The sequence below is a fragment of the Acidovorax sp. FHTAMBA genome, assembly GCF_038958875.1.
Taxonomy (GTDB): domain Bacteria; phylum Pseudomonadota; class Gammaproteobacteria; order Burkholderiales; family Burkholderiaceae_C; genus Acidovorax.
The window spans coordinates 657,180-674,106 of the sequence record NZ_CP152407.1 but is presented as its reverse complement, the minus strand read 5'-3'; the positions used below and the strand labels follow the sequence as shown (position 1 = coordinate 674,106).

Sequence of the window (16,927 nt, the reverse complement as noted above, 5' to 3'; positions counted from 1 at the left end):
GCTTCTGGCGCTTATCTATAAAGCGCTGCAGGCCAAAAATACTCATAACTACTGGCATGCGATCAATGCAGGACGTGCCGCTGGGCTTCCACCACCTGGGCATCCGGCGCGCCGCCCGGGCTTGCGTGGTGCGCCACCATGCGCCAGCCTTCGGGCGCCTTGTGGTAAACGTTGGTAGCCAGCACCACGGCCTGGTGCAGACCGTCGGGCAGCATCACCTCCACCTGTTCGACCACACTGTGTACGGCGCTGGTCAGCGCCACCACGCGGTGGACCTGCAGGGGCCGAGCGCGCACGGTGCCATGCGCGAACATCGCCTCGAAGGCGGTACGAATGGCCCCTGCACCCAGCAGCCGGGGCCCACCCGGGTGGATGCACAGGATGTCGTCATCTTCGGCCCAGCAGGACATCAGCAGTTCAATGTCGCCAAGCTGCAGCGCTTCATAGAACGCGGCTTCTGTTTCGTCCGGGGAACCCCATAAAGTGGCGGCGCTGGAGCGGGGCATGGTGGTGTGGGGAAGCAAAGGCGTTGGAAGATCGGCGTGGCGGCCAGAGGGCGCCACAGAGGTCGCAATTGTGGGGCCATCCCCAATGCCGCGTCATGCGTCCGGAAACTGGCCCTGGAGCCCCAGGATGTTGCAGAATCTACCGCACCGCCAAAGACCGGCATCGGGTTGTTCCGGTGCCCCGGTCATTGGCCCCGGGCTACCAACTGCAGGGCAAACCTACCATGATCCAACGAATCCTTGCCGTCCTGGCCGCCGCTCTCGCGCTGACAGGCTGCGGCTACAACGACTTCCAGCGGCTGGACGAACAATCCAAAGCCGCATGGAGCGAAGTCCTCAACCAGTACCAGCGGCGCGCCGACCTGGTGCCCAACATTGTCGCCACCGTCAAGGGCGAGGCGGACTTCGAGCAGGAGACCCTGACCCGCGTGATAGAGGCGCGAGCCAAGGCCACCGCGATCCAGGTGACCCCGGAGACCCTGAACAATCCGGAAGCGTTCAGCAAGTTCCAGCAGGCACAGGGGGAGTTGTCGGGCGCGCTGTCGCGGCTGATGGCGGTCTCCGAGCGGTACCCCACGTTGCAGGCCAACCAGGGTTTCCGCGACCTGCGCGTCACGCTGGAGGGCACCGAGAACCGTATTACCGTAGCCCGCAACCGCTACATCCAGACCATTCAGGAATACAACGTGCTCGCGCGCAGTTTCCCCACCAACCTCACGGCCATGGTCTTCAGCTATGACCCCAAGCCCGGCCTGGCCGTTGCGAACGAAGCCCAGATCGCCACGCCCCCGACCGTGGATTTCTCTGCGTCCCGCCCCAAGCCTTGAGGCGGGCTGACTGAGCCCACGGTTTTGAGAAAAATATGCCGCTAGCGCTTGTCAGAAAAGCGCTGATAGCTATATTTATTATAGCATTTGCACTCCCTTTTGCGCGTGCAGACGGGGCGCTGCAACCTGTTCCGGCGCTCACCTCCCCTGTCGTGGATCTCACCGGCACGCTGAGCGACGCCGACAAAGCCGCACTGGAAGCGCGGCTGCAAGCGCTGGAGCAGTCCCTGGGTGCGCAGGTGGTGGTGCTGATGGTGCCCACCACGGCGCCGGAAGACATTGCCTCCTTCGCCAATCGCGTGGGCAATGCCTGGAAGATCGGCCGTCGCGACGTCGGCGACGGGGTGATCGTGCTGGTGGCCAAGAACGACCGCAAGATGCGCATTGAAGTTGCCAAGGCGCTGGAAGGTGCGATTCCCGACATCGCAGCGGCACGCATCATCGACGGCGCCATGAAACCCAGGTTTCAGCAGAATGACTTTGCCGGAGGGCTGGACGCCGCCATCTCCCAACTGTCCGCACGCATAGCCGGCGAGGCGCTTCCGACCCCCACCCTCGCAGACACTGGAGCGAATTCATCCAGCAACTCCGGTGACGGATTCGATTGGTCGGATCTCGCAGTCTTCCTGTTCTTTGGTGTCATGGTGATCGGCCCCCTGGCTCGCAAAGTTTTTGGCGCCCCCGTGGGCGGCCTGCTGATGGGCGGCGGTGTCGGCCTCCTTGCGTATATGGTGACCGCCAGCCTTCCCGTGGCAGGGGGGGTCGGTGTGCTGGCGCTGTTTTACACGTGGATCTTCGGGGGTTCCGGCGCCAACGTGGTTCGGGGACGCGGCGGCAGTTCCACCGGCGGCTGGGGCGGAAGCGCCGGGGGTTGGGGCGGCAGTGGCAGCGGCGGAGGCTTCAGCTCCGGCGGTGGCGGTGATTTTGGGGGCGGCGGCGCCTCGGGAGACTGGTGAACATGCAGCCTGAAGCCATCCCACCTTCTGTGACGGCACTGCCTCGTGCCATCGCGCGCCTGGTGCGCCATCGCTGGGCCGAACACAGCGCACGCCGCGCCCTGCCCCCGGAAACGCTGCAGCGCCTTGCCGAACGTGTGACCGCCAGCGAGCAACTGCACACCGGTCAGATCCGCATCGTCGCAGAGCTCAGCCTGCCCTGGAGCTACCTGCGGCGACAGGCGAGTGCGCGCGAACGGGCCATCATGCTGTTCAGCAAGTACCGCGTGTGGGACACCGAACACAACAATGGCGTGCTCATCTATCTGCTGATGCCCGAACACGCCATCGAGATCGTGGCCGACCGTGGAGTGTCCCGGCATGTACCCCCTGCTGAATGGCAGCAGCTCATCGCACAGATGTCAGCGCACTTTCGGCGCTCTGAGTATGAACAAGGGCTGCAGAACACCATCGAAGTCGTTTCTTCACGCCTCGTCCGGCACTTTCCACGGACGTCGCACGGTCCCGGCGTGAACGAACTGCCGGATGCCCCCGTCGTGCGATAGGGGCCACCCTCGCTTGAAGGCGCGCCAGCCGCCCTCTTTGGCGCCAACGCCGCTACAACGGAAGCTGCGGCCGCCAATGCGAGCGATGTTTTACGGCCTGCCACACAACGGCGACTGCCCATCAGCCACGGAGCCATGAACACAGTGGGAAGACACAATCGGGTTGAAGTAACCCGTCTGGAAAGCAAAAAACCCGGCATTGCCGGGTTTTTCGTACGCGTTCGCAAGAAGCCGTATTACTTCTTCTGGCGGAACTTGCGCAGCGCTGCAATCTGCGCGGCCATGACTGCCAGCTCAGACTGTGCCTTGGCCAGATCAATATCGCTCTTGGCGTTCTTGAGCGCTTCTTCGGCGGCAGCCTTCGCAGCGTTGGCCTTCTCGTCATCCAGATCCTTGCCACGGATGGCGGTATCGGACAACACAGTTACGCGGTTGGGCTGCACTTCCAGAATGCCACCGGCCACGAAGACAAACTCTTCGGAGCCATCGGCCATTTCGATGCGCACCGAGCCCGGCTTGATGCGGGTGATCAGCGGGGTGTGGCGAGGGTAAATGCCCAGTTCGCCAGCTTCACCGGGCAGAGCGACAAAACGCGCTTCACCGGAGAAGATGGACTCTTCGGCGCTGACCACGTCAACGAGGATGGTGTTCATCATTGCTCCTAAGAAAAGGTGGGTTGCTTGATTGCTGAAGGCCGAGCCGCCATGGGCTGCCCGGCCGACGGCTCATCAGGCCACCTTCTTGGCCTTTTCGAAGGCTTCGTCAATGGTGCCCACCATGTAGAACGCTTGCTCTGGCAGGTGATCGCATTCGCCGTTCACGATCATCTTGAAACCACGGATGGTTTCCGACAGCGGAACGTACTTGCCTGGCGAGCCCGTGAACACTTCGGCCACGTGGAAAGGCTGCGACAGGAAACGCTGGATCTTGCGCGCGCGGGCCACGGCCAGCTTGTCTTCAGGCGCCAGTTCGTCCATGCCCAGAATGGCGATGATGTCGCGCAGTTCCTTGTAGCGCTGCAGCGTGCCCTGCACTGCGCGGGCCGTGCTGTAGTGGTCTTCGCCCACCACGTTCGGGTCCAGCTGACGGCTGGTGGAGTCCAGAGGATCCACGGCGGGGTAGATACCCAGCGAAGCGATGTCACGCGACAACACCACGGTGGAGTCCAAATGGGCGAACGTCGTAGCAGGCGATGGGTCGGTCAAGTCATCCGCTGGCACGTACACGGCCTGGATGGAGGTGATCGAACCGACCTTGGTGGACGTAATACGCTCTTGCAGGCGGCCCATTTCTTCGGCCAGCGTAGGCTGGTAACCCACGGCGGAAGGCATGCGGCCCAGCAGAGCGGACACTTCGGTACCGGCCAGCGTGTAGCGGTAGATGTTGTCCACGAAGAACAGCACGTCGCGGCCTTCGTCGCGGAACGACTCGGCGATGGTCAGACCGGTCAGGGCCACGCGCAGACGGTTGCCTGGGGGCTCGTTCATCTGGCCGTACACCATGGCAACCTTGGACTCTTCGAGCTTCTCGAGGTTAACCACGCCGGAATCGGCCATTTCATGGTAGAAGTCGTTCCCTTCACGGGTACGCTCGCCCACACCAGCGAACACCGACAGACCGCTGTGGGCCTTGGCGATGTTGTTGATGAGCTCCATCATGTTCACAGTCTTGCCCACGCCGGCGCCACCGAACAGACCCACCTTGCCGCCCTTGGCGAACGGGCACACCAGGTCAATCACCTTGATGCCGGTTTCCAGCAGCTCTTGCGAAGGCGACAGTTCGTCGTACGCAGGGGCCTTGCGGTGGATGGAGGCCGTCAGGTCCTGGCTGACCGGACCACGCTCGTCGATGGGCGTGCCCAGCACGTCCATGATGCGGCCCAGCGTCGCCTTGCCCACAGGCACGGTGATGGGGTTGCCGGTGTTGGACACCATGATGCCGCGGCGCAGGCCGTCGGACGAGCCCAGAGCAATGGTACGCACCACGCCGTCGCCCAGCTGCTGTTGCACTTCCAGCGTCAGCGACGAACCTTCGAGCTTCAGGGCGTCATAAATCTTGGGCATCTGGTCGCGGGGGAACTCAACGTCCACCACAGCGCCGATACATTGAACAATCTTGCCTTGCACTTGAGCCATTTTTCGCTCCAATAAAGTAGTTTGTTGAGCTGCTTACACAGCAGCGGCGCCAGCCACGATTTCCGAAAGTTCTTTCGTGATCGCTGCCTGGCGCGTCTTGTTGTAGACCAGCTTCAACTCGCCAATGACGCTGCCGGCGTTGTCGGTGGCAGCCTTCATGGCCACCATGCGCGCCGACTGCTCGGACGCCATGTTTTCCGCAACCGCCTGATAGATCAGGGACTCGACGTAACGGACCAGCAACTCGTCGATGACGCTTTGCGCATCGGGCTCGTAGATGTAGTCCCAGCCGTGTTCGGTCTTTTCGGCCTCCATCTGCTCGGACGACAGGGGGAGCAGCTGCTCCACCACCGATTCCTGCTTCATGGTGTTGATGAACTTGGTGTACGACAGGTACACCGCGTTGATCTTGCCTTCGGCGTAGGCATCGAGCAGCACCTTGACGGGGCCGATCAGCTTGTCCAGATGGGGCGTGTCGCCCAGGCCCGTCACGTGCGAAACCACCTTGGCGCCCACACGGTTCAGGAAACCCAGGCCCTTGTTGCCAATTGCCACGGCTTCGGTCGAAACACCCGCGCCTTGCAGTTCACGCAGCTTGGTCGTCACGGCACGCAACACGTTGGTGTTCATGCCACCGCACAGACCCTTGTCCGTGGTGATGACGATCACGCCAGCGGTTTTGGCATCGTTCATCTTCATGAACGGATGCACGTACTCCGGGTTGGCCTTGCCGAGATTGGCTGCAATGTTGCGGATCTTCTCGCTGTACGGGCGGGCAGCCCGCATCCGGTCCTGCGCCTTGCGCATTTTGGATGCAGCCACCATTTCCATGGCTTTGGTGATCTTCTTGGTGTTTTCCACCGATTTGATCTTGCCGCGTATTTCCTTGCCTGCTGCCATGATGGCTCCTCGTCCGGTTTAAGCGAACGACTTCTTGAACGCGGCGATCGCTGCGGTCAATTCGGCTTCAGCATCCTTGTCCATGGCCTTGGCCTGTTCCAGCTTGGCCAACAAAGCGGCGTGGCTGGTCTTCAGGAACTGGTGCAGGCCGTGTTCGAAGTCGAGCACCTTCTTGACATCGATGTCGTCCATGAAACCCTTGTTCACAGCAAACAGCGTGGAAGCCATCAGCGAGATGGACAGCGGGCTGTACTGCGCCTGCTTGAGCAGTTCGGTCACGCGGGCACCGCGGTCCAGCTGCTTGCGGGTGGCTTCGTCCAGATCGGAAGCGAACTGCGCGAACGCAGCCAGTTCACGGTACTGAGCCAGATCGGTACGGATACCGCCGGACAGATTCTTGATCAGCTTGGTCTGTGCAGCACCACCCACGCGCGACACCGAGATACCGGCGTTGATGGCGGGGCGGATACCGGCGTTGAACAGGCTGGTTTCCAGGAAGATCTGACCGTCGGTGATCGAAATCACGTTGGTAGGAACGAAGGCAGACACGTCGCCGGCTTGCGTTTCGATGATGGGCAGAGCCGTCAGCGAACCCGTCTTGCCCTTGACTTCACCCTTGGTGAAGGCTTCGACGTAGTCGGCGTTCACGCGGGCTGCGCGTTCGAGCAGGCGGCTGTGGAGATAGAACACGTCGCCAGGGTAGGCTTCACGGCCTGGTGGGCGGCGGAGCAGCAGGGACACTTGACGGTAAGCCACAGCTTGCTTGGACAGGTCGTCATACACGATCAGGGCGTCTTCACCGCGGTCGCGGAAGTATTCGCCCATGGTGCAGCCGGAGTAGGCCGACACGTACTGCATGGCGGCCGATTCGGAGGCCGATGCAGCCACCACGATCGTGTACTCCATGGCGCCGGCTTGTTCCAGAGCGCGCACCACGTTCTTGATCGACGAGGCCTTCTGACCGATGGCGACGTAGATACAGGTAACGCCCTGGCCCTTCTGGGCAATGATGGCGTCGATGGCAACGGCCGTCTTGCCGGTCTGGCGGTCACCAATGATCAGCTCGCGCTGGCCACGGCCGACGGGCACCATCGAGTCGATAGACTTCAGGCCGGTTTGCAGAGGCTGGTCCACCGATTTACGGGCGATCACACCAGGAGCGACCTTTTCGATCACGTCGGTGAGCTTGGCGTTGATAGGACCCTTGCCGTCGATAGGCTGGCCCAGGGCATTCACCACGCGGCCGATCAGTTCGGGGCCGACCGGCACTTCCAGAATACGGCCCGTGCACTTGACGGTGTCGCCTTCGGAGATGTGCTCGTACTCGCCCAGAATCACGGCGCCGACGGAGTCGCGCTCAAGGTTCAGCGCGAGGCCGTAGGAAGGCTGACCGTCCTTGGTGGCGGGAAACTCGAGCATTTCGCCCTGCATCACATCCGAGAGGCCGTGCACGCGCACGATACCGTCAGACACGGACACCACGGTACCCTGGTTGCGGATATCGCTGCTGGCGGCCAGACCTTCGATGCGGCTCTTGATGAGTTCAGAAATTTCTGCGGGATTGAGTTGCATGACTCTTTCCTTCTTTCTTTGGTTCGCTGTCCTCGCCGCGCACTAGGCGGTGAGGGCCGCTTTCATTTGTTCAAGACGGGCCTTGACCGAAGTGTCCAGCACCTCGTCACCCACCACTACGCGAATGCCGCCAATCAGTGACTCGTCCTGCTGGACAGCGAGATTGAGCTTGCGGCCAAAGCGCTTTTCCAGCGCTGCGCCGACCTCGGACAGTGCAGCACTGTCCATGGGGAAGGCGCTGTACACCACGGCATCAGAAGATCCGTTGCGGCGATTCACGAGGGCACGAAACTGCGAAGCCACTTCCGGGAGCGCGTTGATGCGTCCGTTGTCGATGACTGTACGCAGGAAATTCTTGGCCGTATCGGACAGCGCCGAACGCGCAACACCCGTGAAGACGGCAAACACCTGGTCTGCCGTCACCTTGGGGTTGTCCGCCAGCTGACGCAACTGGGGGTTGGCGGCAATGGCCGCCAGTTCATCGACCCAGTCAGCGGTGCTGGCCAGGTCCACGCCCGCACCCGCAGTAGCGGCCTTGAACAGGGCATCGGCGTAGGGGCGGGCAATGGTGGCGAGTTCAGCCATGTGTGTCCCCTTACAGCTCGGTCTTCAGGCGGTTGAGCAGGTCGGCGTGTACGCCGGCGTTGACTTCCTTGCGGAGAATCTGCTCTGCACCCTTGACGGCCAGCGCGGCCACCTGCTCGCGCAGGGCTTCGCGGGCTTGCACCGTTTGCTGCTCGGCTTCAGCACGGGCGGAAGCAACGATCTTGTTGCCTTCTTCCGTGGCGCGTGCCTTGGCTTCTTCGATGATGGCCTGGGCACGGCGGTCGGCGTCCGCAAGACGCGAGGCCGTTTCGTTGCGCGCCTGTGACAATTCCTTCTCGACGCGCTGGTTGGCAGCGGTCAGCTCGGACTTGGCACGGTCGGCAGCAGCGAGGCCTTCGGCGATTTTCTGGGCTCGTTCATCCAACGCCTTGGCGATCGGGGGCCACACGAATTTCATCGTGAACCACACCAGGATCAGGAAGACGATGGCCTGAATGAACAGGGTCGCGTTGATACTCACGGCAACACCTTTCTAAAGTGGCGTTGAACGGAACTTACTTGGGCAGGTTGGCCAAGAACGTGGAAGCGAAGGGGTTAGCGAAGGCGAACAGCAGAGCGATAGCCACACCGATCAGGAAGGCAGCGTCGATCAGACCGGCCAAGATGAACATCTTGGTTTGCAGTTCGTTGATCAGCTCAGGCTGACGTGCCGACGATTCGAGGAACTTGCCACCCATCAGTGCGATACCGATGGAAGCGCCGATAGCGCCCAGACCAACGATCAGACCACAAGCCAGAGCGACGAGACCGAGAATGTTTTCCATGATGACTCCTGAGTAAAAAAGAAAAGTTGAGGAAAGAAAAAACGAAAGGGAAACTTAGTGCGCGTTGTGCGCCTGACCGAGGTAGATCAGTGCGAGCATCATGAAGATGAATGCCTGCAGGGAGATCACCAGAATGTGGAACAGCGTCCAGATGGTGCCAGCGATGACGTGGCCCACAGGCAGCAGCACACCCGACAGCGACAGTGCAGCCGCACCACCCATGAGGGCGATCAGCATGAACACCAGTTCACCGGCGTACATGTTGCCGAACAACCGCATGCCATGCGACACGGTGTTGGCGACATATTCAATGATCTGCATCAGCACGTTCACCACGCCCAGGATCAGGGCGAAGATGGGGTTCTTGCTGGTGCCGAAAGGCGCGGAAACCAGCTCATGCGCCCAACCGCCAGCGCCCTTGATCTTGACGCTGTACCAGAAGCGCAGGATCAGGACCGCAAATGCGAGACCCAGAGTGGTGGAAAGGTCAGCAGTGGGCACCACGCGCAGGTAGGCGTCGTGCGGATCATGGCCGGCAGCACCGTAAATCTGGGCCCAGATGGAGGGCAGCAGGTCCACGGGAATCATGTCCATGAAGTTCATCAGGAAGATCCAGACGAACACCGTCAGGCCCAGGGGGGCGATGAACTTGCGGCTTTCAGCGTTGTGGATATTGGCCTTGGCCTGGTTGTCCACCATCTCGACCAGCATTTCCACCGCAGCCTGGAAGCGGCCAGGAACGCCGGAAGTCGCCTTGCGGGCAGCCGACCAGAGAATCAGCAGGGTGATGACACCCAGAACCAAACCAATAATGATGGAGTCGTAATTGATGACCGTGAAGTCAACAATCTTGGTCTGCTTGACGTTTTGAAGATGCTGCAGGTGGTGAACGATGTATTCACTTGCAGTCGGAGCGTGCGCTTCTGCGGCCATCGGACAACTCTTCTCTAAATCAATCGGTTTTTCGAACACCGGGCCGCACCAACAGCGCAACCCAGTACGTTTTCATCGTGACTACCAAGCCCACCAGCAGGGCGATCCAGCTCAGGCCGGGAACCACCCAGGGTGCCGCCGCAAGCAGCGCAACCGTCAATACGATCTTGGCAATCTCCCAGCCAAAGAACCCCACCATCGCAGCGCGCGGGTTGATCGACGCCTTCTGGCGCAGCACACCCCGGGCAAACAAGGCTGCCGGAATCACCACGGACAGCGCACCATACGCAGCAGACCAGCCTGCCTGCACACTTCCCGCCACCGCCCAGGCCCCAAGAGCCACCAGCAGCCCGACCAGCGCCTGACCCGCCACCACCTTCCACACGGAGACGGGGGGATTGCGACTGCGCCACTGATCAGCCTCTTGGGCCGTCAGGGGCTTGAAGTCAGATTCTTCAGCCTCAGTTTCAGTCTCTGTCGCGATTGTTTTCATTGTTGAATGACGCCCGCGTTACAGACTGCAACTTTCACAAAGCCTCTAATTATAAGTAAAAACCCGTGGCGAACGACAAAAAACCGCAAACGGGTCATGTAACCGCCACCAGGACTCGCCCGCCTGTGGTGATGGGCCAACGGGTTTCGGGGTGCAATGCGATGTGCATTGCCGTGCTTCACCGCGCAGAAACGGACCAGTTATCGACGCGCCGCCCGGGCCTTGTCGCACAATGGCAAAGCGCCTGCAGCTATTGAAATCGAAGCAAAAGAACCCCTCACCATGACCACACCTCCTTCGCCTCCTGCCAACGGTCTTGATGCACAACCTGGCGATCCTCGCAAGGACTCGCTGATCGAATACCCCTCCAGATTTCCGATCAAAGTGATGGGGGCCAAGGTCGATGGCTTTGTGCACGCCATCACGGAGCTGGCCCGCAAGGCCGACCCCACATTTGACGCCAGCACCATTGAACTGCGCGACAGCCGCGCTGGCAATTACCTCGGAGTAACCATCACCATCACGGCAACAAGCCGGGAGCAGCTCGACGAGCTGTACCGGGCGCTGTCGTCGCACCCCCTCGTCAAAGTGGTGCTCTGACCGCAGACAAGCGCAGGTTCTCTGCATGACCATCGCCATTCACATGCTGGGCCGCGTGGACTATGCCGCCACCGTGCAGGCCATGCAGGACTTCACGGCCAGTCGCAACCCCGAAACACCCGATGTGCTCTGGGTGTGTGAGCACGCTCCGATGTACACACAGGGGCTCGCAGGCAAGAGTGATCACGTGCTCAACCCAGGCGACATCCCCGTGGTGGCCACCAACCGGGGCGGGCAGGTCACCTTCCACGGCCCCGGTCAGGTCGTGGCTTACCCACTGATCAACCTTCAACGTGCAGGCTATTTCGTCAAGGAATATGTGTACCGCGTGGAAGAGGCCGTGATCCGCACGCTGGCGCACTTTGGCATCACCGGGCACCGGGTGGGCGGCGCCCCCGGCATCTATGTGCGCCTTGATGACCCGCACAGCCACGCCATGCTGCCCCAACGCCCGCAGAAACGGGTGGGTGTCGCCCCGCCAACCCCCGACTTCGAAGGCCTGGGCAAGATCGCTGCGCTCGGCATCAAGGTCAGCCGGCACTGCACCTACCACGGCGTGGCGCTGAATGTGGCGATGGACCTGGAGCCCTTTGCCCGCATCAACCCTTGCGGTTACGCAGGTTTGCAGACGGTGGACCTTTCTACAATCGGGGTCCACACCACCTGGGAAGAAGCCGCGCAGGTGCTGGGCCAGCAGCTCAGCATCCGTTTGGCGCCCTGAACCTGTCTACACGCCATGAGCACCCCTGAAGTCGTCCGCGAAGCGCAATCCGTCGAAGCCTACAACCCGCTGGCCAAGCAAAAAGCGGCCGCCAAGCTCTCGCGCATTCCGATCAAGGTCGAGCAAGGCGAAGTGCTCAAGAAGCCTGAGTGGATTCGCGTGAAGGCGGGCAGCCCCACCACACGCTTCTACGAAATCAAGGAGATCCTGCGCGAGCACAAGCTGCACACGGTGTGCGAAGAAGCCTCCTGCCCCAACATCGGCGAATGTTTTGGCAAAGGCACAGCCACCTTCATGATCATGGGCGACAAGTGCACGCGGCGCTGCCCCTTCTGCGACGTGGGCCACGGCCGCCCCGACCCGCTCGACAAGGACGAGCCGCTGAACCTGGCCAAGACCATTGCCGCCCTCAAGCTCAAGTACGTGGTGATCACCAGCGTGGACCGTGACGACCTGCGCGACGGCGGCAGCGGCCACTTTGTCGAATGCATCCAGAACATCCGCGAGTTGTCGCCCGCTACGCAGATCGAGATCCTGGTGCCCGACTTCCGGGGCCGCGACGACCGTGCGCTCGAAATCCTGAAAGCCGCGCCACCCGACGTGATGAACCACAACCTGGAAACCGCACCCCGCCTGTACAAGGAAGCGCGCCCAGGCTCTGACTACCAGTTCAGCCTGAACCTGCTGAAAAAGTTCAAGGCCCTGCACCCCAATGTTCCCACCAAGAGCGGCATCATGGTGGGCTTGGGCGAGACGGACGAAGAGATCCTGCAGGTGATGCGCGACATGCGCGAACACAACATCGACATGCTGACCATCGGCCAGTACCTGTCGCCCAGCAACAGCCACCTGCCCGTGCGCCGCTACGTGCACCCCGACACCTTCAAGATGTTCGAGGAAGAGGCCTACAAGATGGGCTTCAGCCACGCGGCCGTGGGCGCCATGGTGCGCAGCAGCTACCACGCCGACCAGCAGGCGCACGCCGCTGGCGTGTAAGCCACGCGCCGAGCAACACCACCACAGCGTGCGATGACGCCGACGGAATCGCTCTCGCTGCGGCACTACAGCGCATCGCCGGGCAGCCACAGCCACGACCACTTCCAGATTCTGCTGGGCCTCTCCGGCACGCTTGACCTGGAGGTCGCAGGACACGGCATGCGCGTTTCACCCGGCGGCGGCTGCGTGATAGCCCCAGGCGACAGGCACGACTTTGAATCATCCCGGGGCAGCGTGTGCCTGGTGCTCGACAGCGCCCGCCCCGGCTGGGCGCACTGCACCGGCCAGCGCCACCGGATCACCCCGCCCGCCAGTGCCCTGCCCCTGGCCCACTATCTGGCCGGTGCGTTGGAGCAGGGCCGCCCGCTGGCACAAGCCCACGGCCCCGCGCTGCTGCTTGAGGCATGGCTTGGCAGCGCCCGCGCGGACCTGCCCACGCCCGGCCCCACACGCCGCCGCGCCATCGACTGGCCCGCGCTGCAGCAATGGGCAGCGCAGCAATGGCACCGGGAACTGACCGTGGCCGACCTCGCGGCGCAGGTGTACCTGAGCCCCAGCCAGTTTGCCGCCCGCTGCCGGGACGAGAACGGCGTGGGTGCCATCGCCTGGCTGCGTGGCTTGCGCCTGGCGCAGGCCCGTGTGCTGCGCAACGCGGGCATGGCGGTGGCGGAGGTGGCACGGCGCACGGGCTACCGTTCGCCCTCGGCCCTCACGGCTGCGCTGCGCCGCGCTCAACATCGCTGACCACACACCAACAACCCGGTGACGCGACGATGGACCGGTGTTGCGCGACGATTCACCACAGCAGGCGCGCGTAAGCTCTCGGCCATGCAAGCCAACCTCTATGCCCTGGGCGCCATCGCTCTGTGGGCCTCCCTCGCCTCTCTGGGGGTGTCGCTCACCCACATTCCGCCCTTCCTGCTCACGGGTATTGCGCTCGTTATCGGCAGCGTGCCCGCCTGGCCGTTCGTGCTGCATGACCCGTCGCAGTGGCGCATCCCGCTGCGCACGCTGGCACTCGGGGTGTATGGCCTGTTTGCCTACCACTTTCTGCTGTTCATCGCGCTGCGCCACGCGCCGCCGGTGGAGGCCAACCTGGTCAACTACCTGTGGCCGCTGTTCATCGTGGTGCTCTCGCCCGTGGTGCTGCCCGGCGTGGCATTGCGCCTGCCGCATGTGCTGGCAGCGCTGCTGGGTTTTGGAGGCGCAGCCATTGCGATTGCGGGCGGGCGCGAGCTGAGTGGCACGCTGGCCTGGGGCTACCTGCCTGCGCTGGCGGCGGCTTTCATCTGGGCCACCTATTCGCTCATGACCAAGCGCGTGGCGGCTTTTCCGACCACCGCCATCGGCCTGTTCGGGCTGGTGTCGGGCGTGCTGTCGCTGCTGTGCCACGTGGCGCTGGAGCCCGCCGTGGCGCTGCAGCCGCGCGACTGGGCGCTGCTCGCAGTGCTGGGCCTGGGGCCGCTGGGGGCGTCGTTTTTTATGTGGGACAAGGCGCTCAAGCTGGGGGACGCGCGGCACATCGGCATCCTGAGCTACATCACACCGCTGGCGTCCACCGCGCTGCTGATCGTGGTGAGCGGCCGCTCGTTCAGCTGGAGCATTGGGCTGGCAACGGTGATGATCATCAGCGCCGCGGTGATGGGAATGCGGGCGCGTTGATCCAAGAATTTTGGTCAAATTGGCCCTCGGCGCTTATCCATCAAGCGCCAATAGCTATTATTTTAGTAGCATTTTTGCGCTCGCCTAATGGGCCAGCAGCGCGGCAGGCTCGTCCCCGCCCAGCACCTGCTGCGCCCACGGCGCCAGCTTGCGGGTGTCGGCCCTGAGCACCTCTTGTTTGATGGCGAGGATCTGCGCCGGGTGCATCGAGAAACTGCGCAGGCCCAGGCCCAGCAGCAGGCGGGTCATGGCCACATCACCCGCCGTCTCGCCGCACACGCACACGCTTTTGCCCTGCCGCTCGCCTTCGGCAATCACGTCGGCCACCAGCCGCAGCACGGCCGGATGCAATGGGTCGTACAGGTGGGCCACGGCTTCGTCGGCGCGGTCGATGGCCAGGGTGTACTGGATCAGATCGTTGGTGCCGATGGAAAGGAAGTCGAAATACTTGAGGAAGGTGCGCACCATGAGCGCAGCCGCGGGCACCTCGATCATGGCGCCCAGTTGCACCGGGCCGTGGGGCACGCCGCGCGCATCCAGCTCGGCACGGGCCAGGTCCACCTGCGCCAGGGTCTGCTGGATCTCGTGCGTGTGCGCCAGCATGGGGAACAGCAGGTTCACCTTGCCATGGGCCGCCGCCCGCAGCACGGCACGCAGCTGTGTGCGGAACATGGCCGGGTCGGCCAGGCTCCAGCGGATGGCGCGCAGGCCCAGGGCCGGGTTCAGGTAGTTGTCCTTGTGGGCCTTGTGGTCCAGCGGCTTGTCGGCGCCCACGTCGATGGTGCGGATGGTGACGGGCAGGCCCTGCATGCCCTCGATGGCTTCGCAGTAGGCGCGGTATTGCTCGTCCTCACCGGGCAGGTTGCCCGTGCGGCCCATGAACAGAAACTCGCTGCGGAACAGCCCCACACCCACCGCCCCGGCGCGCACGGCGCCCGCAGCGTCGCCGGGCTGCTCGATGTTGGCCAGCAGTTCCACCTTGTGGCCGTCGATGGTGATGGCGGGCGTGTGCCGCAGGCGCGCCAGCCGCTCGCGCTCCAGCTCCACCTGTCGCTGGCGGAAGCCGTATTCGGCCAGGATGATGGGCGACGGATCGACGATGACCACGCCCGCATCGCCGTCGATGATGACCCAGTCGTCCTGGCGCACCAGCTGGCTGGCGCTGCGCGCACCCACCACGGCAGGGATGTCCATGCTGCGCGCGACGATGGCGGTGTGCGATGTCTTGCCACCCACATCGGTCACAAACCCGGCGAACACGCTTTGCTTGAACTGCAGCATGTCGGCGGGCGATAAATCGTGCGCCACCAGCACCAGCGGCACATCCACCGTGTCATCGAGCAGCAGGTCCTGCTGGGTCTTGCGGCGCGGGCTGCTGGGTGGCGGCGCCACCGGGCTGGCCACACCTTTCATGTAGCGCAGGATGCGTTCGACCACCTGCTCCAGGTCGGCCTTGCGCTCGCGCAGGTACTCGTCCTCCATCTCGTCGAACTGGCGCGCAATCACTTCGAGCTGGGTGGTCAGCGCCCATTCGGCGTTGTACAGGCGCTCCTTGATCCAGTGCTTGACGCCGCCCGTGAGGGCTTCGTCCTGCAGCAGCATAAGGTGCACATCAAGCAGCGCGGTCAGCTCGTGGGGCGCATCGGCCGGCATGTCGTTCTGCAACCGCTGCAGCTCTTCGGCCACGGCATTGCGTCCCTGGCGCACGCGCTCGATCTCGTCTTCGACCTGATGGGGCTCCACAAAATAGTGCGCTACGTCCACACGGCTGGACGCCACCAGCACCGCGCGGCCGATGGCGATCCCGCGGGCAACTGCAAGACCGTGGACGGAGAAGGTCATGGGAGTTATCCGATGCAGATCGCAGAGAAGAGCGCCTCAGCCCGCCGCCCGGCCGCCCGAAGGCGGGCTGGGGCCCCTCGGGGAGCAGGGAGCGACACGCAGTGCGCGACCGTGGGGGCCATCCTCATTCACCTTCGCCGAACTTGTCGGCGATGAGGGCCAGGAGCGCATCCATGGCCTCCTGCTCGCGGTCGCCACTGGTTTCAATCTCGACTTCGGTGCCCATGCCGGCGGCCAGCATCATCACGCCCATGATGCTTTTGGCATTGATGCGGCGCTCGCCCCGGCTCATGAAAACGTCGCAAGGGAAACTCCCGGCCAGCTTGGTGAGCTTGGCCGAGGCGCGGGCATGCAGGCCCAGCTTATTGTTGATGGTCGTGCGAGTCTTGATCATGTACGGTACGTCGGTTCTGGTTTTGCGGAGCGGAGATGGCCACCTGCATCACCCCTTGTGTGCCCCCCACCACCGCGCGGGTCACCACAGAGTCGAGCGGCTCGGCCCGGTAACTCACGGCGCGCAGCAGCATGGGCAGGTTGACGCCGGTCACCAGGCGCGAGCGCACACCATCGACCAGGCGCTGCGCCACGTTGCAGGGAGTGGCGCCGAACACATCCGTCAGCACCAGGGTGGAATCCGGCCCCAGCCTGTCGAGCAGGATGCGCGCCTGGGCCAGCGATTCTTCAGGCGGCTGGTTGGGCTGCACGTCCAGGGCGGCCACGCTGTCGCCGCAATCGGCAAACACGTGCAGCGCACACTCCCGCAGCGCGTGGGCCAACGGGGCGTGGGCAATGATGAGGATGCTGGTGGAGCTCATGGTCATGACTTGCGCGCCACAAGGCAACGCCCCATCGTTTGCACGCGGCAGGCG

At 63.2% G+C, this 16,927-nt stretch carries 21 protein-coding genes; 8 read left to right on the top strand and 13 right to left on the bottom strand.

Annotated elements, in window-relative coordinates; translation table 11 throughout:
- Positions 1-62 precede the first annotated feature (62 nt).
- Positions 63-506 carry a nuclear transport factor 2 family protein gene (locus AAFF19_RS03160; protein WP_034695299.1) on the bottom strand — a complete coding sequence of 148 codons (444 nt, stop codon included), beginning with the start codon at positions 504-506 and terminating at the stop codon, positions 63-65.
- A gap of 227 nt (positions 507-733) precedes the next feature.
- Between AAFF19_RS03160 and AAFF19_RS03155 the strand changes: the two genes are divergently transcribed.
- Genes AAFF19_RS03155 through AAFF19_RS03145 form a run of 3 tightly spaced genes read left to right on the top strand, consistent with a single transcriptional unit; the run spans position 734 to position 2,834 of the window.
- Positions 734-1,333, top strand: coding sequence for a LemA family protein (locus tag AAFF19_RS03155; RefSeq protein ID WP_182120724.1), 600 nt, complete (start codon positions 734-736; stop codon positions 1,331-1,333).
- 35 nt (positions 1,334-1,368) lie between these two features.
- Positions 1,369-2,289 (top strand): TPM domain-containing protein, encoded by a 921-nt coding sequence (locus AAFF19_RS03150; protein WP_342721302.1) that lies wholly within the window; start codon positions 1,369-1,371, stop codon positions 2,287-2,289.
- A 2-nt stretch (positions 2,290-2,291) separates the two neighbouring features.
- On the top strand, positions 2,292-2,834 hold the full coding sequence (locus tag AAFF19_RS03145) for a TPM domain-containing protein (RefSeq protein ID WP_182120701.1): 543 nt from the start codon (positions 2,292-2,294) through the stop codon (positions 2,832-2,834).
- Between the two features lie 236 nt (positions 2,835-3,070).
- Here AAFF19_RS03145 and AAFF19_RS03140 read toward each other — a convergent pair whose 3' ends face one another.
- The 9 genes from AAFF19_RS03140 to AAFF19_RS03100 form a co-directional block, all read right to left on the bottom strand.
- Positions 3,071-3,487 (bottom strand): F0F1 ATP synthase subunit epsilon, encoded by a 417-nt coding sequence (locus tag AAFF19_RS03140; RefSeq protein WP_008906479.1) that lies wholly within the window; start codon positions 3,485-3,487, stop codon positions 3,071-3,073.
- 75 nt (positions 3,488-3,562) lie between these two features.
- Positions 3,563-4,969: a F0F1 ATP synthase subunit beta gene (gene atpD, locus AAFF19_RS03135; protein WP_008906478.1), complete on the bottom strand. Its 1,407-nt coding sequence runs from the start codon at positions 4,967-4,969 to the stop codon at positions 3,563-3,565.
- A gap of 33 nt (positions 4,970-5,002) precedes the next feature.
- Positions 5,003-5,869 (bottom strand): F0F1 ATP synthase subunit gamma, encoded by an 867-nt coding sequence (gene atpG / locus AAFF19_RS03130; RefSeq protein ID WP_008906477.1) that lies wholly within the window; start codon positions 5,867-5,869, stop codon positions 5,003-5,005.
- An 18-nt stretch (positions 5,870-5,887) separates the two neighbouring features.
- Positions 5,888-7,441, bottom strand: a complete 1,554-nt coding sequence (gene atpA, locus AAFF19_RS03125; protein ID WP_008906476.1) for a F0F1 ATP synthase subunit alpha — start codon at positions 7,439-7,441, stop codon at positions 5,888-5,890.
- Between the two features lie 42 nt (positions 7,442-7,483).
- On the bottom strand, positions 7,484-8,026 hold the full coding sequence (locus AAFF19_RS03120; protein ID WP_342721301.1) for a F0F1 ATP synthase subunit delta: 543 nt from the start codon (positions 8,024-8,026) through the stop codon (positions 7,484-7,486).
- Between the two features lie 10 nt (positions 8,027-8,036).
- Positions 8,037-8,507 carry a F0F1 ATP synthase subunit B gene (locus AAFF19_RS03115; RefSeq protein WP_007847746.1) on the bottom strand — a complete coding sequence of 157 codons (471 nt, stop codon included), beginning with the start codon at positions 8,505-8,507 and terminating at the stop codon, positions 8,037-8,039.
- Positions 8,508-8,541: 34 nt separating this feature from the next.
- Positions 8,542-8,811, bottom strand: coding sequence for a F0F1 ATP synthase subunit C (gene atpE / locus AAFF19_RS03110; RefSeq protein WP_007847749.1), 270 nt, complete (start codon positions 8,809-8,811; stop codon positions 8,542-8,544).
- A 54-nt stretch (positions 8,812-8,865) separates the two neighbouring features.
- Positions 8,866-9,744, bottom strand: a complete 879-nt coding sequence (atpB, locus tag AAFF19_RS03105) for a F0F1 ATP synthase subunit A (protein WP_008906474.1) — start codon at positions 9,742-9,744, stop codon at positions 8,866-8,868.
- Positions 9,745-9,763: 19 nt separating this feature from the next.
- Positions 9,764-10,237 carry an ATP synthase subunit I gene (locus AAFF19_RS03100; RefSeq protein ID WP_008906473.1) on the bottom strand — a complete coding sequence of 158 codons (474 nt, stop codon included), beginning with the start codon at positions 10,235-10,237 and terminating at the stop codon, positions 9,764-9,766.
- A gap of 282 nt (positions 10,238-10,519) precedes the next feature.
- Here AAFF19_RS03100 and AAFF19_RS03095 point away from each other — a divergent pair, with 282 nt between their 5' ends.
- The 5 genes from AAFF19_RS03095 to AAFF19_RS03075 all read left to right on the top strand — a co-directional run bounded on the left by AAFF19_RS03095 (position 10,520) and on the right by AAFF19_RS03075 (position 14,216).
- Entirely contained in the window at positions 10,520-10,837 is a 318-nt protein-coding gene (locus AAFF19_RS03095) for a DUF493 domain-containing protein (protein WP_008906472.1), read from the top strand.
- 25 nt (positions 10,838-10,862) lie between these two features.
- On the top strand, positions 10,863-11,558 hold the full coding sequence (gene lipB / locus AAFF19_RS03090) for a lipoyl(octanoyl) transferase LipB (RefSeq protein ID WP_342721300.1): 696 nt from the start codon (positions 10,863-10,865) through the stop codon (positions 11,556-11,558).
- Between the two features lie 15 nt (positions 11,559-11,573).
- Positions 11,574-12,554 (top strand): lipoyl synthase, encoded by a 981-nt coding sequence (gene lipA / locus AAFF19_RS03085; protein WP_342721299.1) that lies wholly within the window; start codon positions 11,574-11,576, stop codon positions 12,552-12,554.
- Between the two features lie 33 nt (positions 12,555-12,587).
- On the top strand, positions 12,588-13,298 hold the full coding sequence (locus tag AAFF19_RS03080; protein ID WP_342721298.1) for an AraC family transcriptional regulator: 711 nt from the start codon (positions 12,588-12,590) through the stop codon (positions 13,296-13,298).
- An 84-nt stretch (positions 13,299-13,382) separates the two neighbouring features.
- Positions 13,383-14,216 carry a DMT family transporter gene (locus AAFF19_RS03075; RefSeq protein ID WP_342721297.1) on the top strand — a complete coding sequence of 278 codons (834 nt, stop codon included), beginning with the start codon at positions 13,383-13,385 and terminating at the stop codon, positions 14,214-14,216.
- A gap of 84 nt (positions 14,217-14,300) precedes the next feature.
- Here the strand turns inward: AAFF19_RS03075 and ptsP are convergent, their stop codons facing one another.
- From ptsP to AAFF19_RS03060, 3 genes are all read right to left on the bottom strand, one after another.
- Positions 14,301-16,058: a phosphoenolpyruvate--protein phosphotransferase gene (ptsP, locus tag AAFF19_RS03070; RefSeq protein WP_342721296.1), complete on the bottom strand. Its 1,758-nt coding sequence runs from the start codon at positions 16,056-16,058 to the stop codon at positions 14,301-14,303.
- A 124-nt stretch (positions 16,059-16,182) separates the two neighbouring features.
- On the bottom strand, positions 16,183-16,452 hold the full coding sequence (locus tag AAFF19_RS03065) for an HPr family phosphocarrier protein (RefSeq protein ID WP_008906437.1): 270 nt from the start codon (positions 16,450-16,452) through the stop codon (positions 16,183-16,185).
- A complete protein-coding gene (locus AAFF19_RS03060) occupies positions 16,421-16,873 on the bottom strand; it encodes a PTS fructose transporter subunit IIA (RefSeq protein WP_085942620.1) in 453 nt (150 codons plus the stop codon). The genes AAFF19_RS03065 and AAFF19_RS03060 overlap by 32 nt, the downstream gene beginning before the upstream one ends.
- Positions 16,874-16,927: the final 54 nt, after the last annotated feature.